The organism is Megamonas hypermegale (genome assembly GCF_900187035.1).
In the GTDB taxonomy this organism is placed as follows: domain Bacteria; phylum Bacillota; class Negativicutes; order Selenomonadales; family Selenomonadaceae; genus Megamonas; species Megamonas hypermegale.
The window spans coordinates 1,122,101-1,139,892 of sequence record NZ_LT906446.1 but is presented as its reverse complement, the minus strand read 5'-3'; the positions used below and the strand labels follow the sequence as shown (position 1 = coordinate 1,139,892).

20 protein-coding genes are annotated in these 17,792 nt (G+C 33.4%); 12 read left to right on the top strand and 8 right to left on the bottom strand.

Annotated elements, in window-relative coordinates; genetic code table 11:
• Positions 1-6: 6 nt before the first annotated feature.
• The 8 genes from hisH to CKV65_RS05385 all read right to left on the bottom strand — a co-directional run bounded on the left by hisH (position 7) and on the right by CKV65_RS05385 (position 6,440).
• Positions 7-621: an imidazole glycerol phosphate synthase subunit HisH gene (gene hisH, locus CKV65_RS05420; RefSeq protein ID WP_027889771.1), complete on the bottom strand. Its 615-nt coding sequence runs from the start codon at positions 619-621 to the stop codon at positions 7-9.
• A gap of 19 nt (positions 622-640) precedes the next feature.
• Complete coding sequence (hisB, locus tag CKV65_RS05415; protein WP_027889772.1) at positions 641-1,243, bottom strand: imidazoleglycerol-phosphate dehydratase HisB; 603 nt, start codon at positions 1,241-1,243, stop codon at positions 641-643.
• Positions 1,243-2,313: a histidinol-phosphate transaminase gene (gene hisC / locus CKV65_RS05410; protein WP_027889773.1), complete on the bottom strand. Its 1,071-nt coding sequence runs from the start codon at positions 2,311-2,313 to the stop codon at positions 1,243-1,245. The genes hisB and hisC overlap by 1 nt, the downstream gene beginning before the upstream one ends.
• Entirely contained in the window at positions 2,306-3,655 is a 1,350-nt protein-coding gene (gene hisD, locus CKV65_RS05405; protein WP_027889774.1) for a histidinol dehydrogenase, read from the bottom strand. Before hisD ends, hisC begins: the two co-directional genes overlap by 8 nt.
• Complete coding sequence (hisG, locus tag CKV65_RS05400) at positions 3,655-4,317, bottom strand: ATP phosphoribosyltransferase (RefSeq protein WP_027889775.1); 663 nt, start codon at positions 4,315-4,317, stop codon at positions 3,655-3,657. Before hisG ends, hisD begins: the two co-directional genes overlap by 1 nt.
• A gap of 19 nt (positions 4,318-4,336) precedes the next feature.
• Positions 4,337-4,876 carry an HD domain-containing protein gene (locus tag CKV65_RS05395; protein ID WP_027889776.1) on the bottom strand — a complete coding sequence of 180 codons (540 nt, stop codon included), beginning with the start codon at positions 4,874-4,876 and terminating at the stop codon, positions 4,337-4,339.
• A gap of 76 nt (positions 4,877-4,952) precedes the next feature.
• Positions 4,953-6,125 (bottom strand): ATP phosphoribosyltransferase regulatory subunit, encoded by a 1,173-nt coding sequence (gene hisZ / locus CKV65_RS05390; RefSeq protein WP_027889777.1) that lies wholly within the window; start codon positions 6,123-6,125, stop codon positions 4,953-4,955.
• A 12-nt stretch (positions 6,126-6,137) separates the two neighbouring features.
• A complete protein-coding gene (locus CKV65_RS05385) occupies positions 6,138-6,440 on the bottom strand; it encodes a YerC/YecD family TrpR-related protein (RefSeq protein WP_027889778.1) in 303 nt (100 codons plus the stop codon).
• A 317-nt stretch (positions 6,441-6,757) separates the two neighbouring features.
• Here CKV65_RS05385 and CKV65_RS05380 point away from each other — a divergent pair, with 317 nt between their 5' ends.
• From CKV65_RS05380 to CKV65_RS05325, 12 genes are all read left to right on the top strand, one after another.
• Entirely contained in the window at positions 6,758-7,699 is a 942-nt protein-coding gene (locus CKV65_RS05380) for a sugar-binding transcriptional regulator (RefSeq protein WP_027889779.1), read from the top strand.
• A 17-nt stretch (positions 7,700-7,716) separates the two neighbouring features.
• Positions 7,717-8,121 (top strand): transcriptional regulator GutM, encoded by a 405-nt coding sequence (locus CKV65_RS05375; RefSeq protein ID WP_027889780.1) that lies wholly within the window; start codon positions 7,717-7,719, stop codon positions 8,119-8,121.
• Between the two features lie 44 nt (positions 8,122-8,165).
• Complete coding sequence (gene srlA / locus CKV65_RS05370; RefSeq protein ID WP_027889781.1) at positions 8,166-8,717, top strand: PTS glucitol/sorbitol transporter subunit IIC; 552 nt, start codon at positions 8,166-8,168, stop codon at positions 8,715-8,717.
• 37 nt (positions 8,718-8,754) lie between these two features.
• Positions 8,755-9,765, top strand: a complete 1,011-nt coding sequence (srlE, locus tag CKV65_RS05365; RefSeq protein WP_027889782.1) for a PTS glucitol/sorbitol transporter subunit IIB — start codon at positions 8,755-8,757, stop codon at positions 9,763-9,765.
• Between the two features lie 27 nt (positions 9,766-9,792).
• A complete protein-coding gene (locus CKV65_RS05360) occupies positions 9,793-10,161 on the top strand; it encodes a PTS glucitol/sorbitol transporter subunit IIA (RefSeq protein ID WP_027889783.1) in 369 nt (122 codons plus the stop codon).
• A gap of 36 nt (positions 10,162-10,197) precedes the next feature.
• Positions 10,198-11,013: an SDR family oxidoreductase gene (locus CKV65_RS05355; protein ID WP_027889784.1), complete on the top strand. Its 816-nt coding sequence runs from the start codon at positions 10,198-10,200 to the stop codon at positions 11,011-11,013.
• 252 nt (positions 11,014-11,265) lie between these two features.
• Positions 11,266-11,943 carry a fructose-6-phosphate aldolase gene (locus CKV65_RS05350; RefSeq protein ID WP_027889785.1) on the top strand — a complete coding sequence of 226 codons (678 nt, stop codon included), beginning with the start codon at positions 11,266-11,268 and terminating at the stop codon, positions 11,941-11,943.
• 145 nt (positions 11,944-12,088) lie between these two features.
• Positions 12,089-12,646 carry a biotin transporter BioY gene (locus CKV65_RS05345; protein ID WP_027889786.1) on the top strand — a complete coding sequence of 186 codons (558 nt, stop codon included), beginning with the start codon at positions 12,089-12,091 and terminating at the stop codon, positions 12,644-12,646.
• 23 nt (positions 12,647-12,669) lie between these two features.
• Positions 12,670-13,338, top strand: coding sequence for a dethiobiotin synthase (gene bioD, locus CKV65_RS05340; protein WP_027889787.1), 669 nt, complete (start codon positions 12,670-12,672; stop codon positions 13,336-13,338).
• 14 nt (positions 13,339-13,352) lie between these two features.
• The gene (gene bioA, locus CKV65_RS05335) at positions 13,353-14,702 is read left to right on the top strand and encodes an adenosylmethionine--8-amino-7-oxononanoate transaminase (RefSeq protein ID WP_036254495.1); all 1,350 of its coding nucleotides are present in this window, start codon (positions 13,353-13,355) and stop codon (positions 14,700-14,702) included.
• A gap of 131 nt (positions 14,703-14,833) precedes the next feature.
• Positions 14,834-15,790, top strand: a complete 957-nt coding sequence (locus CKV65_RS05330) for a hypothetical protein (protein WP_157738449.1) — start codon at positions 14,834-14,836, stop codon at positions 15,788-15,790.
• A gap of 63 nt (positions 15,791-15,853) precedes the next feature.
• Positions 15,854-17,791, top strand: a complete 1,938-nt coding sequence (locus CKV65_RS05325) for a TonB-dependent receptor plug domain-containing protein (protein WP_231922641.1) — start codon at positions 15,854-15,856, stop codon at positions 17,789-17,791.
• Position 17,792: the final 1 nt, after the last annotated feature.

Below are 17,792 nucleotides of genomic sequence, written 5' to 3'. Positions count from 1 at the left end.
ATTTATTTACCCCTCTACAAAATTTTTAATAATACTAAGACCAATATCACCGGATTTTTCAGGGTGAAATTGAGTTGCTATAACATTATTTTTACCAACAGCGGCAGTTATTTCTTCGCCATATACAGATGTTGCTAAAATAATGAATTTATCTTCTGGCATAGCATGGTAACTATGCACAAAATAAACGTAAGGATTTTTACGGATATTTTTAAATAAATTTATATCAACATGAGTATTTTCGTTAATTGTAAGACTGTTCCAGCCCATATGTGGAATTTTAAGACCAGGAGCATTTATTTTGCGTACCATGCCTTTAAAAATGCCTAAACCTTTTATATCTGGGCTTTCTTCACTGCCTTCAAACATGATTTGTAAACCAACGCAAATACCCATCACTGGTTTATTATTTTCTACAGCACGCATTACAGCATCCATTAGACCAGAAGCTTTAAAATTTTTCATGCAATCGCCGAAAGCACCGACACCAGGTAGTACGACTTTATCAGCTTTGTCGATGACATCAGCACTTTGTGTCAATATAACATCATCAGAAAATTTGGCAAAGGCTTTTTCCACGCTATACAGATTGCCTACGCCATAGTCAACTATTGCTATCATGGAAATGTTCCTTTCTATATTATAGTACACCTTTTGTCGAAGGAATTTTATTTTTTGCACGTTCATCAAATTCAACGGCATGACGCAGTGCATGACCTAGAGCTTTAAATACACCTTCAACTTTGTGATGAGAATTTTTGCCATAAAGGACTTTTATATGCAATGTGATACCAGCATTAAATGCAAAGGCACGCATGAACTCTTCAACGAGTTCACAATCAAAATCGCCTATCATTGGGGCGAGTTCACCCATATCACAGACGAGAAATGGTCTGCCACTTATATCGAGGCTGACGAGTGCGAGTGCTTCATCCATTGGAACGTAAAATGTACCATAGCGATTGATGCCACGTTTATCTCCGATGGCTTTGCTAAAAGCTTGGCCAAGGGCGATACCGCAATCTTCTACACTGTGATGACCGTCAACTTCGATATCACCATCACAATTTATATCCATATCTATTAAACTATGCGCAGATAAGAGCGTCAACATATGGTCAAAAAAACCTATTTTTGTCTTTATATTGGATTTTCCTGTACCATCGAGATTTATCTTTATTTGAATAGAAGTTTCTGCTGTAGTACGTTTTATTTCACCGCAGCGATTTACTGCATTTTCCATTATTGTACGTTCCCTTCAACAAAATCTTTAATTGCTTTGTACCAAGTATCATTTTCTTCGCGAGTACCCATAGAAAGGCGCAAGCAATTTTCAAGGCGAGGTGCATTGCCGAATGAACGGATACCGATACCAAGGCTTTCGAGGTATTCATTTATTTGTGTAGCCTTAGGGTGTTTTACTAAAATGAAGTTAGTAACAGATGGATAAACAGTCATGCCATCGATTTGTTTTAAAAGTTCACTCATGCGTTTGCGTTCAGCGATGGACATTTGAATGCGAGGAACGTATTCATCACGCATCTGGTAAACTGTATCAGCAGTGATAGCGGAAAGTACATTTACATGGTATGGCATGCAAGCTTTGCTGACCATTTCAATGACTTTTTTATTAGCTAAGAGATAGCCAACGCGGGCGCTAGCTAAAGCATATGCTTTGGAGAATGTGCGAGCAACCATCATATGTGGATATTCTTTTAATAAGCCAGTTACTGTACCGCCATCAAATTCGATATACGCTTCATCAATAGCTAAAGCACAATCGATATTTTTAGCGATGTATTCGATATCAGCTACTGGAATTTTTGTGCCAGTAGGATTGTTCGGTGAGCAGATAACAGCTAAGGAAGCTTTATTTTCTTTAATCGCATCAACAAATGCTATTGGGTCAAATGTAAAATCTTCTCTTAAATCTACAGGAACAGCAGTAGAAGCGCTGAATTTAGCGTAAATTTTATACATGGAAAATGATGGCCAAGGAAAGACGATTTTACGACCGCGACCGCCGAATGCGAAGAATAATTTTTCTAAGATTTCGCTAGAACCATTGGCGATTAAAACATTTTCTTTAGTTAAGTTAAAATTAGCAGCGATTTGTTCAGCTAGTGTATCTACTTGTTCATTTGGGTAACGGTTAAATGCAACACAGGAAAGACGCGCCATCAAGCGTTCTTCTACAAGTGGAGGCATATTTAAATTGGATTCATTGGCATTGACTTTGATATTCCAGTCGCGTTCTACAACGTCATAACTTGGCATATCTTTTAAACCGGTTCTATATTTTAATTTAATCATTATTTTCACCTCTTAAAATTATAGCATTTGCATGAGCATCTAAACCTTCGGCTTTAGCAAGACGAATGATATCGGAAGATACTTCTTGAAGTGCTGGTTGTGTATAAGAAATAATGCTAGTGCGTTTCATGAAAGTTTCTGTATTGAGTACGGAATAATAGCGAGCTGTTCCGCCTGTTGGTAATACATGGTTTGGACCAGCGAAATAATCTCCGAGTGGTTCAGGAGAATAAGCGCCTAAGAATACAGCACCAGCATGGCGGACATATGGCAGATAAGTAAATGGATTTTCAGTTAAGATTTCCATATGTTCTGGCGCGGAATAATTGGCAAGTTCAAAAGCTTGCATGAGATTTTCAGTTAAGATGATACGGCCATTTTTTTCAAGTGAAGCAGAAGCGATTTCTTTACGTGGCAATTTAGCTAATTGTTTTTCTACTTCAGCGAGAACTTTATCAGCGAGCTTGGCATCATCTGTGAGTACGATGCTAGAAGCGAGCATATCGTGTTCAGCTTGGCTGAGCATATCTGCTGCTGTATATACAGGGTCAGCCGTTTTATCAGCGACGATTAAAATTTCACTTGGACCTGCGAGCATATCGATATCGCAATGACCGTAAACAGCTTTTTTAGCGAGTGTTACAAAGATATTGCCAGGGCCTGTGATTTTATCTACTTTTGGAATTGTCTGTGTGCCGAAAGCCATAGCAGCGATTGCCTGAGCGCCACCGATTTTATAGATAGCATTTACGCCAGCTTCTTTAGCGGCGATAAGTACATATGGATTTAATTTGCCGTCGCGAGATGGTGGAGCCATCATGACGATTTCTTTGACTCCTGCTACTTTTGCTGGAACGACATTCATGACAACAGAGGAAGGATAAGCAGCTGTGCCACCTGGTACATAAACGCCAACTCTATCGAGAGGAATGACGGATTGACCGAGAATTGAACCGTGTGCACGGTATGTAATCCAAGAATTTGGTTTTTGTTCTTGATGATAACGGCGTACGTTTTCTATAGCTTTTCTTAAAGACTCTACGATTTTTGTATCAGCTTGAGCGTAAGCTGTTTCATATTCTGCTTCAGTTACGAGAAAATCTTTAGCAGTGAATTCCGCACCGTCGAGTAATTTTGTGTATTTTATGATAGCAGCATCGCCATCTTGACGAACTTCATTTACAATACGGTCAACAATTTGAGCAGCTGTCAAATCTTCACCGTATAATTCTTTATTTTTAGCACGAATGCGTGGATTTAATTTTACTTCATCAAAAGCTTTTTTATCTAAAGTCTTTTTGACGGCTTCAAGACCTAATTCTTTGACTTTTAAAACTTGCATTATTCATTATCCCCTTTTAAAACAGTATCTAAATCTTGAATTAATTTATTGATACGATTGAATTTTAATTTAAAGCTGGCACGGTTAGCGATAAGTCTAGCACTGGCATCAGCAATGAAAGCGATTTCTTCTAAATTGTTTTCGCGAAGTGTTGTACCTGTTTCTACAATATCGACAATGCTTTCAGATAATCCAACAATTGGGCCAAGTTCGATAGAACCATTCATTTTAATGTATTCCATTTGCATGCCTTTGCTGTTAAAGAATTTTTTAGCGATATGTGGAAATTTTGTAGCAACGCGTGTATGAGCGTAATCTGTCAATTTAGCGCGTTTTTTATCTTTAGGAACAGCCATCATTAAATGGCATCTGCCAAAGCCTAAATCAAGCAATTCATAAATATCTTTATCGCTTTCCATTAAAACGTCTTTGCCGATTACACCGATATCAGCTGCGCCGTGTTCTACATAAACAGGAACATCAGCTGTTTTAGCGATAATAAATTTTATTTTTAATTCATCATTAGTTATTACTAATTTACGAGACTTTTCTTCTAAATTTTCTGCGCTGTAACCAACTTTAGCAAATAAATCTTTTGCCAAATAAAATAATTTTCCTTTTGGCAATGCTATAGTTAGATATTGCATATCCTCTGCTGTCATAAACAAAAACCCCTTATAATTAATTAAGGCTGTCAGCCTTGCGTAATATTATTAATTCTTGACAATCATCTTGTCTTTGTGGCGAGTGATGATATTTGATGATTTTAGCAATATCATTTAGCCCGATTTCTTTTAATTTAAGAGCGCCGATATTCGCATGATTATAATAAATAAATAATGCGTGGCGTCTTTTACTAAAGAAACAATGATTTGTATTATCCTTATTATATTTAGCTAATTTATGCGCAACACTTGGCAAGTACTTATCTAGTAATACGGCAAAAACCTTATCTAAAAGGAAGATATCGTTTGCTGTTCGTCCAACATCATGTAAAAGGCAAGCTCTTAATAAAAGTCTTTCATTTACATTAGAGTGATTGCGCTGCATTAATTTTTGTGCTGTATAAGCTACATTTAATACATGGCGTTGGTCATAAATTTGCATAGCAAAAAATAAATTTTGTTCTTTTGCGTTTAAATACATATTAATAAAATCTAAATCATCATCATTTAAACGGGCTTTCACTGCTCGCACAAATTGTTTTATTCTTTGAATCATAAATTTTCCTAGATTTTTAGAAAAAATATATAGTTTATTATATTAATTAGGATAGAAAAAATATTTCATATGAGTATTATTCTATATAAATAAGCTCATTAATATTTTTATCTAATTGGTATTTAATAGCGTCTTCGTGTGTTTGAGCTTTAAAAGCAAGGTCAACAACTTTTCCATTTTCGCGTAATTTCATAGCTTCACTGATAGCTTCTGCATATTTGCCTTGTGAAAATGCGATATATACATCTTTTTTGTTGCAAATATTTTGAGTTTGGTTTTGTTTATCGAGAGCGAGCATTAAACGTTCGATGCCGAGAGCAAAACCTGTAGCTGGGCATTCAGTGCCAAAATCAGAGAGCATATTATCATAACGACCGCCACCGCAGATTGGATAACCAATGCCAGGTGCATAAATTTCAAAGACCATACCAGTGTAATAACTGAAATCACGGTTTACACCTAAGTCGAAAGTCACATTATCAGCTACGCCGTATATTTTTAATAATTCATAGATATCATGCAGATTATCAAGAGCTTTGCGACTTTGTTCATTTAAAGCAAGATTATTAGCGAATTCTAAGATATCTTCTTTGCCTTGAAGCAATGGTATAGATTTCAGTGCTTTTTTTGCTTTTTCAGGTAAATTTGTTTTTTCTACAGCGTTATTTAAATCTACGAGATTGCGCTGTTCTAATGCTAAGCGAATTTCATTTTGTTTTTCTTTAGAAAGACCCATTTGTTGCATTATGCCATTGATGAATTCTACTTGACCGAGGCAAATTTCAAAATTTGTTAAACCTACATTGCGCAAGCTATCTACTGCTAAAGCGATTATTTCAGCATCTGCACTAGCATCTGCAACGCCCATCAATTCAACACCTGCTTGATAAAATTCACATTGACGACCTTCTTGAGCTTGTTCATAGCGATATACACTACTGATGTACGAAAGTTTAAAGGGAAGAACATCATCATACATGCGACTAGCAGCCACACGAGCAATTGGTGTTGTCATTTCATGGCGTAATGCCAATGTGCGATTGTTTTTGTCGAAAAACTTAAATAATTGATTTTCGATACCATTACGATTGTTAATAGTAAGCGTATCTACATATTCAATAGAAGGTGTTACTATTTCATCATAACCCCAAAGGTTAAATGTCTTAGCTAATTTTAATTCAATATTACGTTTAATTTTTGCGTCTTTTGGTAAAAAATCTCTAGTACCGTAAGGTATTTCTAATAACATAAAAAAACACTCCTATTTTTGTTTTGCTTCTAAACGTTTGAGCACTGTATCATAACCATCAGCGCCATAATTTAAACAGCGTTTTACGCGACTAATGGTAGCTGTACTAGCGCCAGTGCGTTCGACTACTTCTTCATAAGTATGTCCAGCACGAAGCATTCTAGCAACTTCCAAACGTTGAGATAAAGCTTTAAGTTCACTAACCGTACATATATCTTCAAAGAATTGATAACATTCGTCAACCGATTGCAAAGATAATACTGCTTCACATAATTGGTCGTTTAAAACATCCTTTAATTTAGGATTTACCAACATAAACACCTCTTTACTTTAATACTTTAACTCGTGAAAATAGCATGTTTATATATTATGACATTAATGTAAATATGTCAAGTGAATTTACTGTAAATTTGTAATGAATTAGAATTTGTAGCTTTTAACAAAATCAGAAAATTTACATTTAAAATAATTTAAAAAATCGCTTGACAGATAGTATTACAAATGCTACTATATAGGTGTCAGAACAAATGAGATAAATAATCACATATGTGAAGGTGGTTAGTTGAGATACTTTCTACTATAATAAAAAATGAATTAATTTATAATTTGTTTTTAGAAGAGAGGTCTTAATCATGCAACCCGTATCTAAAAGAATTCTAATTAAAGTAGCTCATATGTATTATGAAGCAGATATGAAGCAAAGTGAGATTGCCAAAAAATTGGGAATTGACAGAACAACAGTCAGTAAATATTTAAAACGTGCAAAGGAAATGGGCATTGTAAAAATATTTATAGTACAAGACTCATTTGAAGCATTAGAGTCGCAATTAGAAGATAAATTTTCATTAAAAGAGGTTTTTATTGTTCCTTCTAGTAAAAATCCTGATGAAGTTTATTCTAACTTAGGTAAAGCCGGACTTATATTGTTGAAAAGACTTATTAAAAATAAAATGGTAATCGGCTTTAACTGGGGGCGCTCCATGGGAGCAATTGGCGACCAAGCTTCTGTAGAAAGTTTTCCAGCTGTAGATGCTGATTTTGTACCGCTTGTAGGTGGTTCTGAAAGTCTTGATATAGATTTACATGTAAATACTATCTGCTATAAGGTTGCCAATGCATTTCAAGCGAGAAGTCATTATTTATATGCTCCAGCCATAACTAAAACTCCAGAAACAAAACAAGCAATTATAAATGATACTAACTATCAAAAAATACAGCAATTATGGGATAAATTAGATGTTGCTTTTGTTGGGATTGGTTCTCCAACATCGGCTTCAAATGTAATATGGACAGACGGTTTGAAATCAGAATATATTACTTCTTCGTTTGGCAATCGTATTGTTGGTGAAACATGTACTCGTTTTTATGATAAAAATGGTAATGAAGTGCCAACAGAAGTGGTTGACAGAACGATATCTATTCCGTTTTATCAACTACATAAAGTAAAGTATGTTATTGGCGTGGCTGCTTCTGACGAAAAAGTTCCTGCTATTTATAGTGCATTAAAAGGAAAATTAATTAATGTTTTGATTACAGATGAATCGACAGGTAAGGAATTACTGGATTTTGAGTAAAAGGAGTGTTGCCTTGAATGTTTTGGATACTCATTGTTTTAGCTATTGCTATGTGGGTTCTTCAAGGTATTCTAAGCGTGTTTCAGTTAAAGAAGTTTAATAGAGAGTTAAAGAGATTACGTAAATCTGGCCGCGTCGCTATTGGCAAGGCCAGAGGACGTTTTAAAGCTGGTTGTCTTTTAATGCTTTGCATAGATGAAAATTGCAAGATTATTAAAGGAAGAAAATTGCAAGGTATTACCAGTTTTGCTAGCTTTAAAGATTTTAATAATTTAAATGGAATAGTGCTTACGGATATCACGGAAGATTTTTGTAACAATTTTGATAAACAGACTAAAACAGCTATTCTTTCTGCTGTAGAAGAGTATAGGCAATATACTAAACAACAAGAAGAAAAAATGTGTTTAGATACTCCTAAATAATAGTAGTTAAAATATTTTAAATTTTATAAAAGGAGAGATTTTTTATGGACACTTTAGTATTTTTAGCTCAAGGGTTTATCGGTATGTTTAACAAGGGTGGCGAGACCTTTATCGGATTGGCATCGGGCATTGTACCTACACTTATCTGTTTATTAGTAGCAATGAATGCTATTATTCGATTTGTTGGTACAGATAAAGTTGAAAAATTCGCTCATTTATGTGCTGGTAACGTATTTACTCGTTATATGGTTTTACCAGTTATCGGAACGTTCTTCTTTTGTAATCCAATGACATTATCACTTGGAAAATTTATGCCAGAAAAATATAAACCATCATATTATGCAGCAGCTTCTCGTTCTTGCCATACTTTAAATGGTTTGTTCCCACATGTAAATCCTGGTGAATTGTTCGTATTCTTAGGTGTTGCTAATGGTATTACAATGCTTGGTTTGTCTCAAGTAGACTTAGCACTTCGTTATTTTTTAATCGGTATTGTTATTAACTTTATCGGTGGTGTAGTTACAGATTTTACGACAGCATATGTATCTAAACAGCAGGGCGTTGTTTTAAGCGACAAAGTAAAAACTACACATTAATGTTTAGCTTTAATTAATAAGTAAAGGGGAATTTATTATGGCTCAATATAAAGATGTCGTTGTTAGTGCTGGTTCAAGCGGTTTTGGCGGTCCACTCGTACTTAAACCAACAGATAAAAAGAATAAAGTTGTTAATATAACTGGTGGCGTTATTTCTCCAGTATCACAGAAAATTGCTGAATTGACTGGTTGCGAACTTATTGATGGATTTAAAACAAGTGTTCCTGATGATGAAATTTTATGTGTAATTATTGACTGTGGTGGTACACTTCGTTGTGGTATTTATCCTAAGAAACGCATTTATACTATAAACTTAAATCCAACAGGTGCTAGTGGCCCTTTAGCAAAATTTATTACACCTGATATTTATGTATCTGCTGTAAAAGAAGATTGTGTAAGATATGCAAATGCTGAAGATGAAGCAAGTGCTCCAGTTGTAGAAAAAGTAGAAACTGTAAAAGCAGAAGAAAACAAATCATCTTATGATACAAGTAAAAAAATTACTGAACAGACAAATGTAGGCTTTATGGCTAAAGTTGGTAAATTTATGGGTTATATCACAGCTACGCTTTATCAAGCAGGTCGTGACACAATCGATACTATTATAAAAACTATATTACCATTCATGGCATTCGTATCCATGTTAATTGGTGTAATTTTAGCAAGTGGTATTGGTGATGTTATAGCTCATGTATTATCTCCACTTGCAGGTTCTGTAATTGGTCTTGTAATCTTGGCGCTTATCTGTTCATTCCCATTCCTTTCTCCGTTCCTTGGCCCTGGCGCTGTTATTGCGCAAGTTATAGGTGTATTAATTGGGGTTGAAATTGGTAAAGGAAATATTCCACCTAGTTTTGCACTTCCTGCATTATTTGCCATCAATGCACAAGCTGCTTGCGACTTTATTCCGGTAGGTCTTGGTCTTGCTGAAGCAGAACCACAAACAGTTGAAGTTGGTGTTCCATCAGTATTGTATTCCCGTTTTATAACTGGTCCTATCAATGTAATTTTGGCATGGCTTGCTAGCTTTGGTTTATATGAAAGTTAATATTAAATTTATAAGAGGAGAATAATAATGAAAAAGATTTACTCTACGACTGTAAAAGAACTTGGCCCTATGGTTAAAGACTTTATCGGTGAAAAAATGATAATTTTATTCGGTGAAATGGCACCGGCTGAACTTGCTGAATTTTGTGTAGTTCATACAGGTAATGAACTTACAGATACAATTGAAATTGGTGATGTTTTAAAAATCAATGATATTGAATATAAAATTGTTGAAGTAGGTTGCGAAGTACAGAAAAATTTAAAAAATCTCGGTCATATTTGTTTGCGCTTTAATAATAATGAAGAAGGGGAATCTTTGGAAGGTAGTTTATACCTTGAAGATAAAGATGTACAAATTCCAGAAATTGGTACTGAAATAGCAATTTTTAAAGCGTAATAAAGAATTAATTTTAAATATTGGAGTGATGTAATAATGTCATGGTTAGCTCTTGAAGGTAAAACAGCTGTAGTTACAGGTGGTGCTTCTGGTATTGGTAAAGCAGTAGTACAGGCATTTTTAGATAATGGTGCTAATGTAGTTGTTTGTGATATGAACCCACAAGAACCAGAATATACTTTAAATGAAAATAGCGGCGAAGTTTTATATGTACAGACTGATGTAACAAAAGCAGATAGTGTAAATGCTATGGTTAAAGCAGCTAAAGAAAAATTTGGTAAAATAGATGTTCTTGTAAATAATGCAGGTATAAATATTCCACGTTTACTCGTTGATAAAAAAGACCCTTATGGAAAATATGAACTTGATGAAAAAGTATTCGATAAAGTTTCCGCTGTAAATATCAAAGGTGTATATCTTTGTGCACAGGCATTAGGTCATGAATTTGTAAAAAATGGTGAAGGTGTTATCATCAATATGTCTTCTGAAAGTGGATTAGAAGGTTCTGAAGGACAGAGCATTTATGCAGCTACTAAAAATGCAGTAAATTCCTTTACTCGTTCATGGGCTAAAGAACTTGGTAAATATAATGTTCGTGTAGTAGGTGTAGCTCCTGGTATTTTGGAAGCAACAGGACTTAGAACACTTGCATATGAAGAAGCTCTTTCTTATACACGTGGTATCACAGTAGAACAGCTTCGTGCAGGTTATACTAGCACAAAAACAACACCACTTGGCCGTGATGGAAAACTTACTGAAGTTGCAGATATGGTAATGTTTTTAGCAAGTCATCGTGCTTCTTATGTACATGGTGTAACATTTAATGTTGCTGGTGGTAAAACAAGAGGTTAATTAATAAAAATAAAGATAGGAAGATTTTGTATGAAGAGTGCAATAAAAAAAGCCGCCATGAAATTGCAGTTTCACAGCGACTATAGCCTAGATTTTTGCAGAGTGTTTAGGCTATTAAATAGCATACGATACACAAAATTTTCTGTCAAGAATAAATGGATATTTGAATAAGTTTTAAATATAATAGAAGCAGTCATTAATTTATTGGCTGCTTCTATTTTGATAGAAATATTAGAAAGTGAGGTAAGGTTTATGCAATATTTATTTGATACAGCAAATTTAGCAATAATAAAAGAATACGCTAATAAATTACCAATTGTTGGTATTACGACAAATCCTAGTATTATTAAAAAAGAAGGCAAGATAGATTTTGAAAATCACTTTGCTGAGATTAGAAAGATTATTGGACGAGAAAAGTCACTGCATGTACAGGTAACGACAACTACAGCAGAAGAAATTATACGAGAAGCACATGGTATTTGTGAAAAAATTGACAAAGATGTATATATTAAAATTCCAGTGACAGTAGAAGGTCTTGCAGCAATGCAGGCATTGAAAAAGGAAGGATTTAATATCACAGCTACAGCAATTTATACAAAGATGCAAGGCTTTTTAGCAATGGAAGCAGGCGCAGATTTTATTGCACCGTATTATAATCGCATGCAAAATCTTGATATAAATTCAGATGAAACGATAGCAGCTTTTGCCAAGGCAATAGAAAGATATAATTATGGTACAAAAATCTTAGCAGCAAGCTTTAAAAATATGGGACAGGTAAATCGTGCCATTGAAATGGGAGCTCAAGCAGTAACAGTAGGGCCAGAAATTATCTTAGATGCATTTAAAATGCCATCTATCACTAAAGCTGTAAATGATTTTAATGCTGATTGGGTAAAAACTTTTGGTAATGTAAGCATAGATAAATTGTGATTTTAAATATGAGTAGGGAGCAAATAAACTTCCTACTTTTTTATTTTGATTAAATGTAAACTATAAAAAAATATAGGTTGACAATTTATGCAACTTATGATTTAATAACTTTGACGTCAAATATTTTAAGTTTTGAGGTAATTTTATGTATGCTGAAAAAAAGTTGTTAAGTACGAAAAATATGATTTTATCTGCACTGTTTGTGGCACTTATAGCTATTGGTGCTTTTATTAAAATACCAGTACCAATTTGTCCATTTACACTGCAATTATTATTTACTACATTAGCAGGTCTTTTATTAGGAGCGCGATTAGGTTTTATATCTGTATGTGTATATATTGTAATTGGTCTTATTGGCGTTCCTATATTTACTCAAGGCGGAGGGCCTGCATACGTTTTACAGCCGACATTTGGTTATTTAATCGGTTTTGCAGTAGGTAGTTATGTTGTCGGTTTATTGACAGAGCGATTCGTACGATTAACTTTAACTAATTTAATAATCGGCAATTTTATAAATTTATTTATCGTTTATTTATTTGGTATGATTTATGTCTATTTAATAAATACATTTTATCTGAATACTCCTATTGGTATTTGGCCTTTGTTTTTATACTGCTTTATATTAGCAGTGCCAGGTGATATTGTCTTATGTATTATTGCTGCTATTTTAGGTAAAAAATTAATACCAATAGTTAAAAAATAATTTTAGGAAAAGAGATGTTTAAGTTGAGTAAAGGATTATTTATTTCAGCAACTGGAACAGATATTGGTAAAACGTATGTTACAGCACTCATTGTTAAAAAATTGCGTGAAGCCGGTCTTAATGCAGGTTATTATAAGGCTGCATTAAGTGGTGCTGATTGCATAAAAAATAGTGATGCTGGTTTTGTGAATGAATTTGCTAAAATTGGTCAAGATGAAAATACTTTATTGTCGTATTTATATAAAAATGCAGTATCACCTCATTTAGCAGCAAAAATAGAAGGCAATCCAGTGGAAAAAGATGTTGTCATACAGGGATATAAAACTGTTCAAGCAAAATATGATTATGTGACAGTTGAAGGCAGTGGCGGAATAATCTGTCCTATTCGCTATGATGATAAAGCACAATATTTTTTAGAGGATATTATAAAATGGCTTAATTTATCTGTTCTTTTAGTGGCTGATGCAGGGCTTGGCACGATAAATTCCGTTGTACTTACAAAAGAATATATGCAAAATCATGGTTTAAAATTGCAAGGTATTATTTTAAATAATTATACGGGAACTGTTATGCAAAAAGATAATATTAAAATGATTGAAGAAATGACAGGTCAAAAAGTCTTAGCACTTGTAAAACCTAATGATACGGATATTGATATCGATGTAGAAGTTTTGCGCAATTTATATGAATAGGTAGGGGTTTTGCAATGTGTAATATTGATTGGACTCAGGAAGATTTAAAATATATTTGGCATCCATGTTCACAAATGAAAGATTATGAAGATTTAAAGCCGATTGTAATTGACCATGGCAAAGGTGCGTATTTATATGATATAAATGGCAAAGAATATATAGATATCATAAGTTCTTGGTGGTGTAATCTTTTAGGTCATGCCAATCCTAAAATTAATACGGCAGTAAAAAATCAACTGGATAATTTAGAACACGTTATTTTTGCTAATTTATCACATAAACCAGCTATTGAATTATGCCGTGAACTTATTAAAATCGTGCCGAAAGGGTTATGTAAATTTAATTTCAGTGATAACGGTTCAGCTTCAGTGGAATGTGCATTGAAAATGGCTTTTCAATACCATTATCAAACGGGGCATCCAGAAAAACAGCGTTTTATGTGTTTATCTGAAGGTTACCATGGTGAAACGATTGGTGCATTATCTGTTGGAAGTATGGACTTATATGCTAAGATTTATAAACCGATGTTGATGAATGCAGTACATACACAAGCACCTGATTGTTATCGTTGTCCGTTTAATAAAAATAGAGATAATTGTAGTTGCGAATGTTTTAAATATGCTGAGGAAGATTTTGTTAAATACGGTAAAGAACTCGCTGCTGTGATTGTAGAACCACTCATTCAAGGTAGTGCAGGTATGCGAATTTATCCACCACTATACTTGGAAAAATTGCGTAAATTATGTGATGAATATAATGTACTTTTAATTGCTGATGAAATTGCTACAGGTTTTGGTAGAACGGGCAAGATGTTCGCATTTGATTATACAAATGTCAGTCCAGATATTATGACTGTATCAAAGGGTCTTACGGGTGGTTATATGCCAATGGCTATAACGATTACAACACAAAAAATATATGATGCTTTTTATGCCGATTATAATGAAGGCAAGGCATTCATGCACAGTCACACGTATAGTGGTAATCCGCTTGGCTGTAGTGCAGCACTGGCAGTGCAAAAGATTTTGCGTGAAGAGAATATTTTAGAAAAAGCAAATAAAATGGCTATTTATTTACATGATAATCTGCAAAATACACTTGGGGATTATAAATACGTTGGAGAAATTCGCCATTTAGGCTTAATAAATGCCATTGAATTAGTTAAAAATAAAGATACAAAAGAAGCCTTTGATAGCAAAAAACGCCTTGGTTATGCGGTTTATAAAAAGGCGTTGGAAAAAGGTTTGTTACTCCGTCCATTAGGTGATGTATTGTATTTTAATCCACCGCTTAATATTGAAAAGCAAACTTTAGATAAAGCTGTAAAACTTTGCGCGCAAGCGATAAAAGAAGTATTAAATTAAATATATTGTACCTAATAAAAGGCAGTATTTATTTGATTGTTCAAATTAAATAAATATTGTCTTTTTATTATACATATTGCATAATAAATAAGAGATGTATATTGTTTAGAGTTACTAGATAGGACATAACTATGAGAAAAAAATCATTGTTAGATAAAGTAAAGTTTTATTTACGTATTCGTTGGCGTGCATTTAAACGACGTCCATTAATTTTTTTACGATATATGTTTAATATATTATTTTTCCGCTTTTTAGGAATTATTATCTGCTTATTTTTGACAGTGATACCGCTTCCTTTAAATCATTTAGTACAGAATATGTTTAATTTAAATTTATCGTTTAATTCTTTTAGGGAAATTGTTTCATCTGTACAAAAAATAGCACTCAATTTTAATCATTTAATGCCTTCGCCTAATGATATATTACGTGTGATAAATACGGTGCTTACAAATATAAATCCGTATAATTTAATAAATATTATACGTGATATACCTACGGATTTACGTCAATTCATCTTGAGATTTTTAGATTATTTACGTGAACGATTTAAAGATTTACGGTTATTTATAAAAAGTTTATGGCCACCTAAAAATATTTGGTTTAAATTTAAAATTTTTATAAAAACACATGCTTTAATTTTAAGACGAATTAAAAAAAATATATTTATGATGATTGGCAGTTTAATACTTGTGAAATTATTGTTTTTAATGATAATACCATTTTTGGGTATTGGTGCCATTTATTTTTTAGATGTAAATATCAGTCTTATTATCATAGCTATATTGAGTTTGATTTCTTCACAATTAGGTTCGTTAATTGGTCGTTTGATTGATAATGCTTTAGTAAAATTGTATGATAGATTAGAAAGACGACAAACGACGCGTACTATGAGCAAATTTATGAGCTTATTATTAATCTGTATTGCTGAAGTTTATAGAAATATAAGATTTTTATTTTTGGTGACAAATGTTTTAATTTGTCAAAGTATCAATCTTTATATACAGAAAATAAAAAAAGCAAAAATTACTTTATTTGTTATTTATATATATTATAAAAGCTATTTAAAGGATAAGAGTTTGAAAAAATGATAATAAAATGAAATTTTTTGTTATAATAAAATAAATTTCAAATGACATAAAGGAGTTTTTATTTTGAATAAACGAGATTTAATTTTAACTGCTTGTTTAATGGGTATGGTGATACCTACAGTAGTTAATGCACAAACTTCTATTGAAAATAATGAAAATGATAACGAAAAAATCAATGCACATAGCGTAGTGCAAAATACAAATTTAATTCCGACTCCAGCATATACTACAATTATAACAAGTGAAGAGATACATGATAATCATTATAAGAATATAGCTGAAGCGTTGTCGTATGCAAATGGCGTATTTGTAAATCCTGGTTCACTTAATACTTCGCATCTTGTTGTGCGTATTGATGGTGATGACCGCGTGGCAATTATGGTTGATGGTCGCCGTGTTAATATGGATAAAGGTATTATGAGCGGGCGCGCTTCATATGATTTAGATTTGTTGCCACCTATAATGAGCGTAGAACGAATTGAAATCGTTCATGGTGCAGCTGGTTCATATGCTATTAATTATGATACGCCAGGTGGTATTATCAATATTATCACGAAAAAAGGTGATAAACGTGAAACGACTGTTGATATGGCGGCAGGTGACCATGGGGCATGGAAAGTTAAGGTTGCTACGGGTGGTCATATAGATGATTGGAGCTGGATGGCTACTGGCGGTTTTGATAATGTTGATTACCATAAATATAAAGATAGTGATGGTAAGACGCACGAATTGCCTAATTCTGATAATAATCGCCGAGAAATGAATTATCGCATAGATAAAAAGCTTACGGATAATAGTTCACTGACTTTTGATTATGGCCATTTGAGCAATGATACAGGTACATGGTTTTCAAGATATAATCCACAAGATTATAATTATGAGAAATTAATCAATCATTTTGCATTGACATATAATTATAAAGAGGACACTGTAGCACCTGGATATATCACGTATTATCACAATTATACACAGGGCGATACTTATATTCCTGGTTGGTTTAATGACCATGAAGATGAACAGTCTTATAGTCGTTGGGAAAATACGGTGGATGGCATTGATTGGCGTGATGGCTGGAGAATAAGTAAAGACCACACTGTTACTGCTGGTTTAATGTATCGCAAAAATTCAGTGGATAATATCAGTACTAATATAAATAATCCATTTAATTTAAGTGGCAATTATGATGAAGATATGACAAATACATCGATTTATCTGCAATCTATACGCCGTTTTGATAAACTCACTTTGACAGGTACTTCGCTTTATAATGATAATAGTAAATTTGGCGGAAAATACGTGACAAATGGTGCTTTTGATTATACGGCTGATGATAAGACGACTTTTTATGGTTCACTTCAGCAGATTTATTCACTGCCATCATTAGATGAACTTTATTATGATAATAGATATGTTCAAGGAAATCATAATTTAAGACCAGAAACGGGACGAAAAGGAAGTTTAGGCGTGCGCTATAAATTATCTAATGACACAAATTTAAATTTCAATGCGTTCATTGCTGATATTGATGACCCTATTGGTTGGTATAGAGAAGATAATGTATATCATGCAACTAATTTTGAAAATCAGAAGAAACGTGGATTTCAATTAGCCGTTGACCATAAATTCAGCGATAAATATAAAGCTTCATTATCTTATGCATACACAGATACTCATACAGATAAAGGTGATGGATTGGGCAACCAGGTTGATGTAAATGCCGTTGCACCAAACAGCTATAAAGCTATAGTGACATATCATGATGATAGATGGACGAATAATATAATGTTTACAGCTGGAACTGGCAGAGATAGTAATTATTATACTGGCAGTTATTATGTATGGGATGCTAATCTCAATTATAAAATCAGTGATGATTGGTCAACGTATTTAAAATTATATAATATTACAAATGAATCATATGAGAAACTTGGCTCATTATTCGTCGGTGATGTTCCAGCATATGGCAGAACTGTAATCATGGGCATGGAATACAATTTCTAAA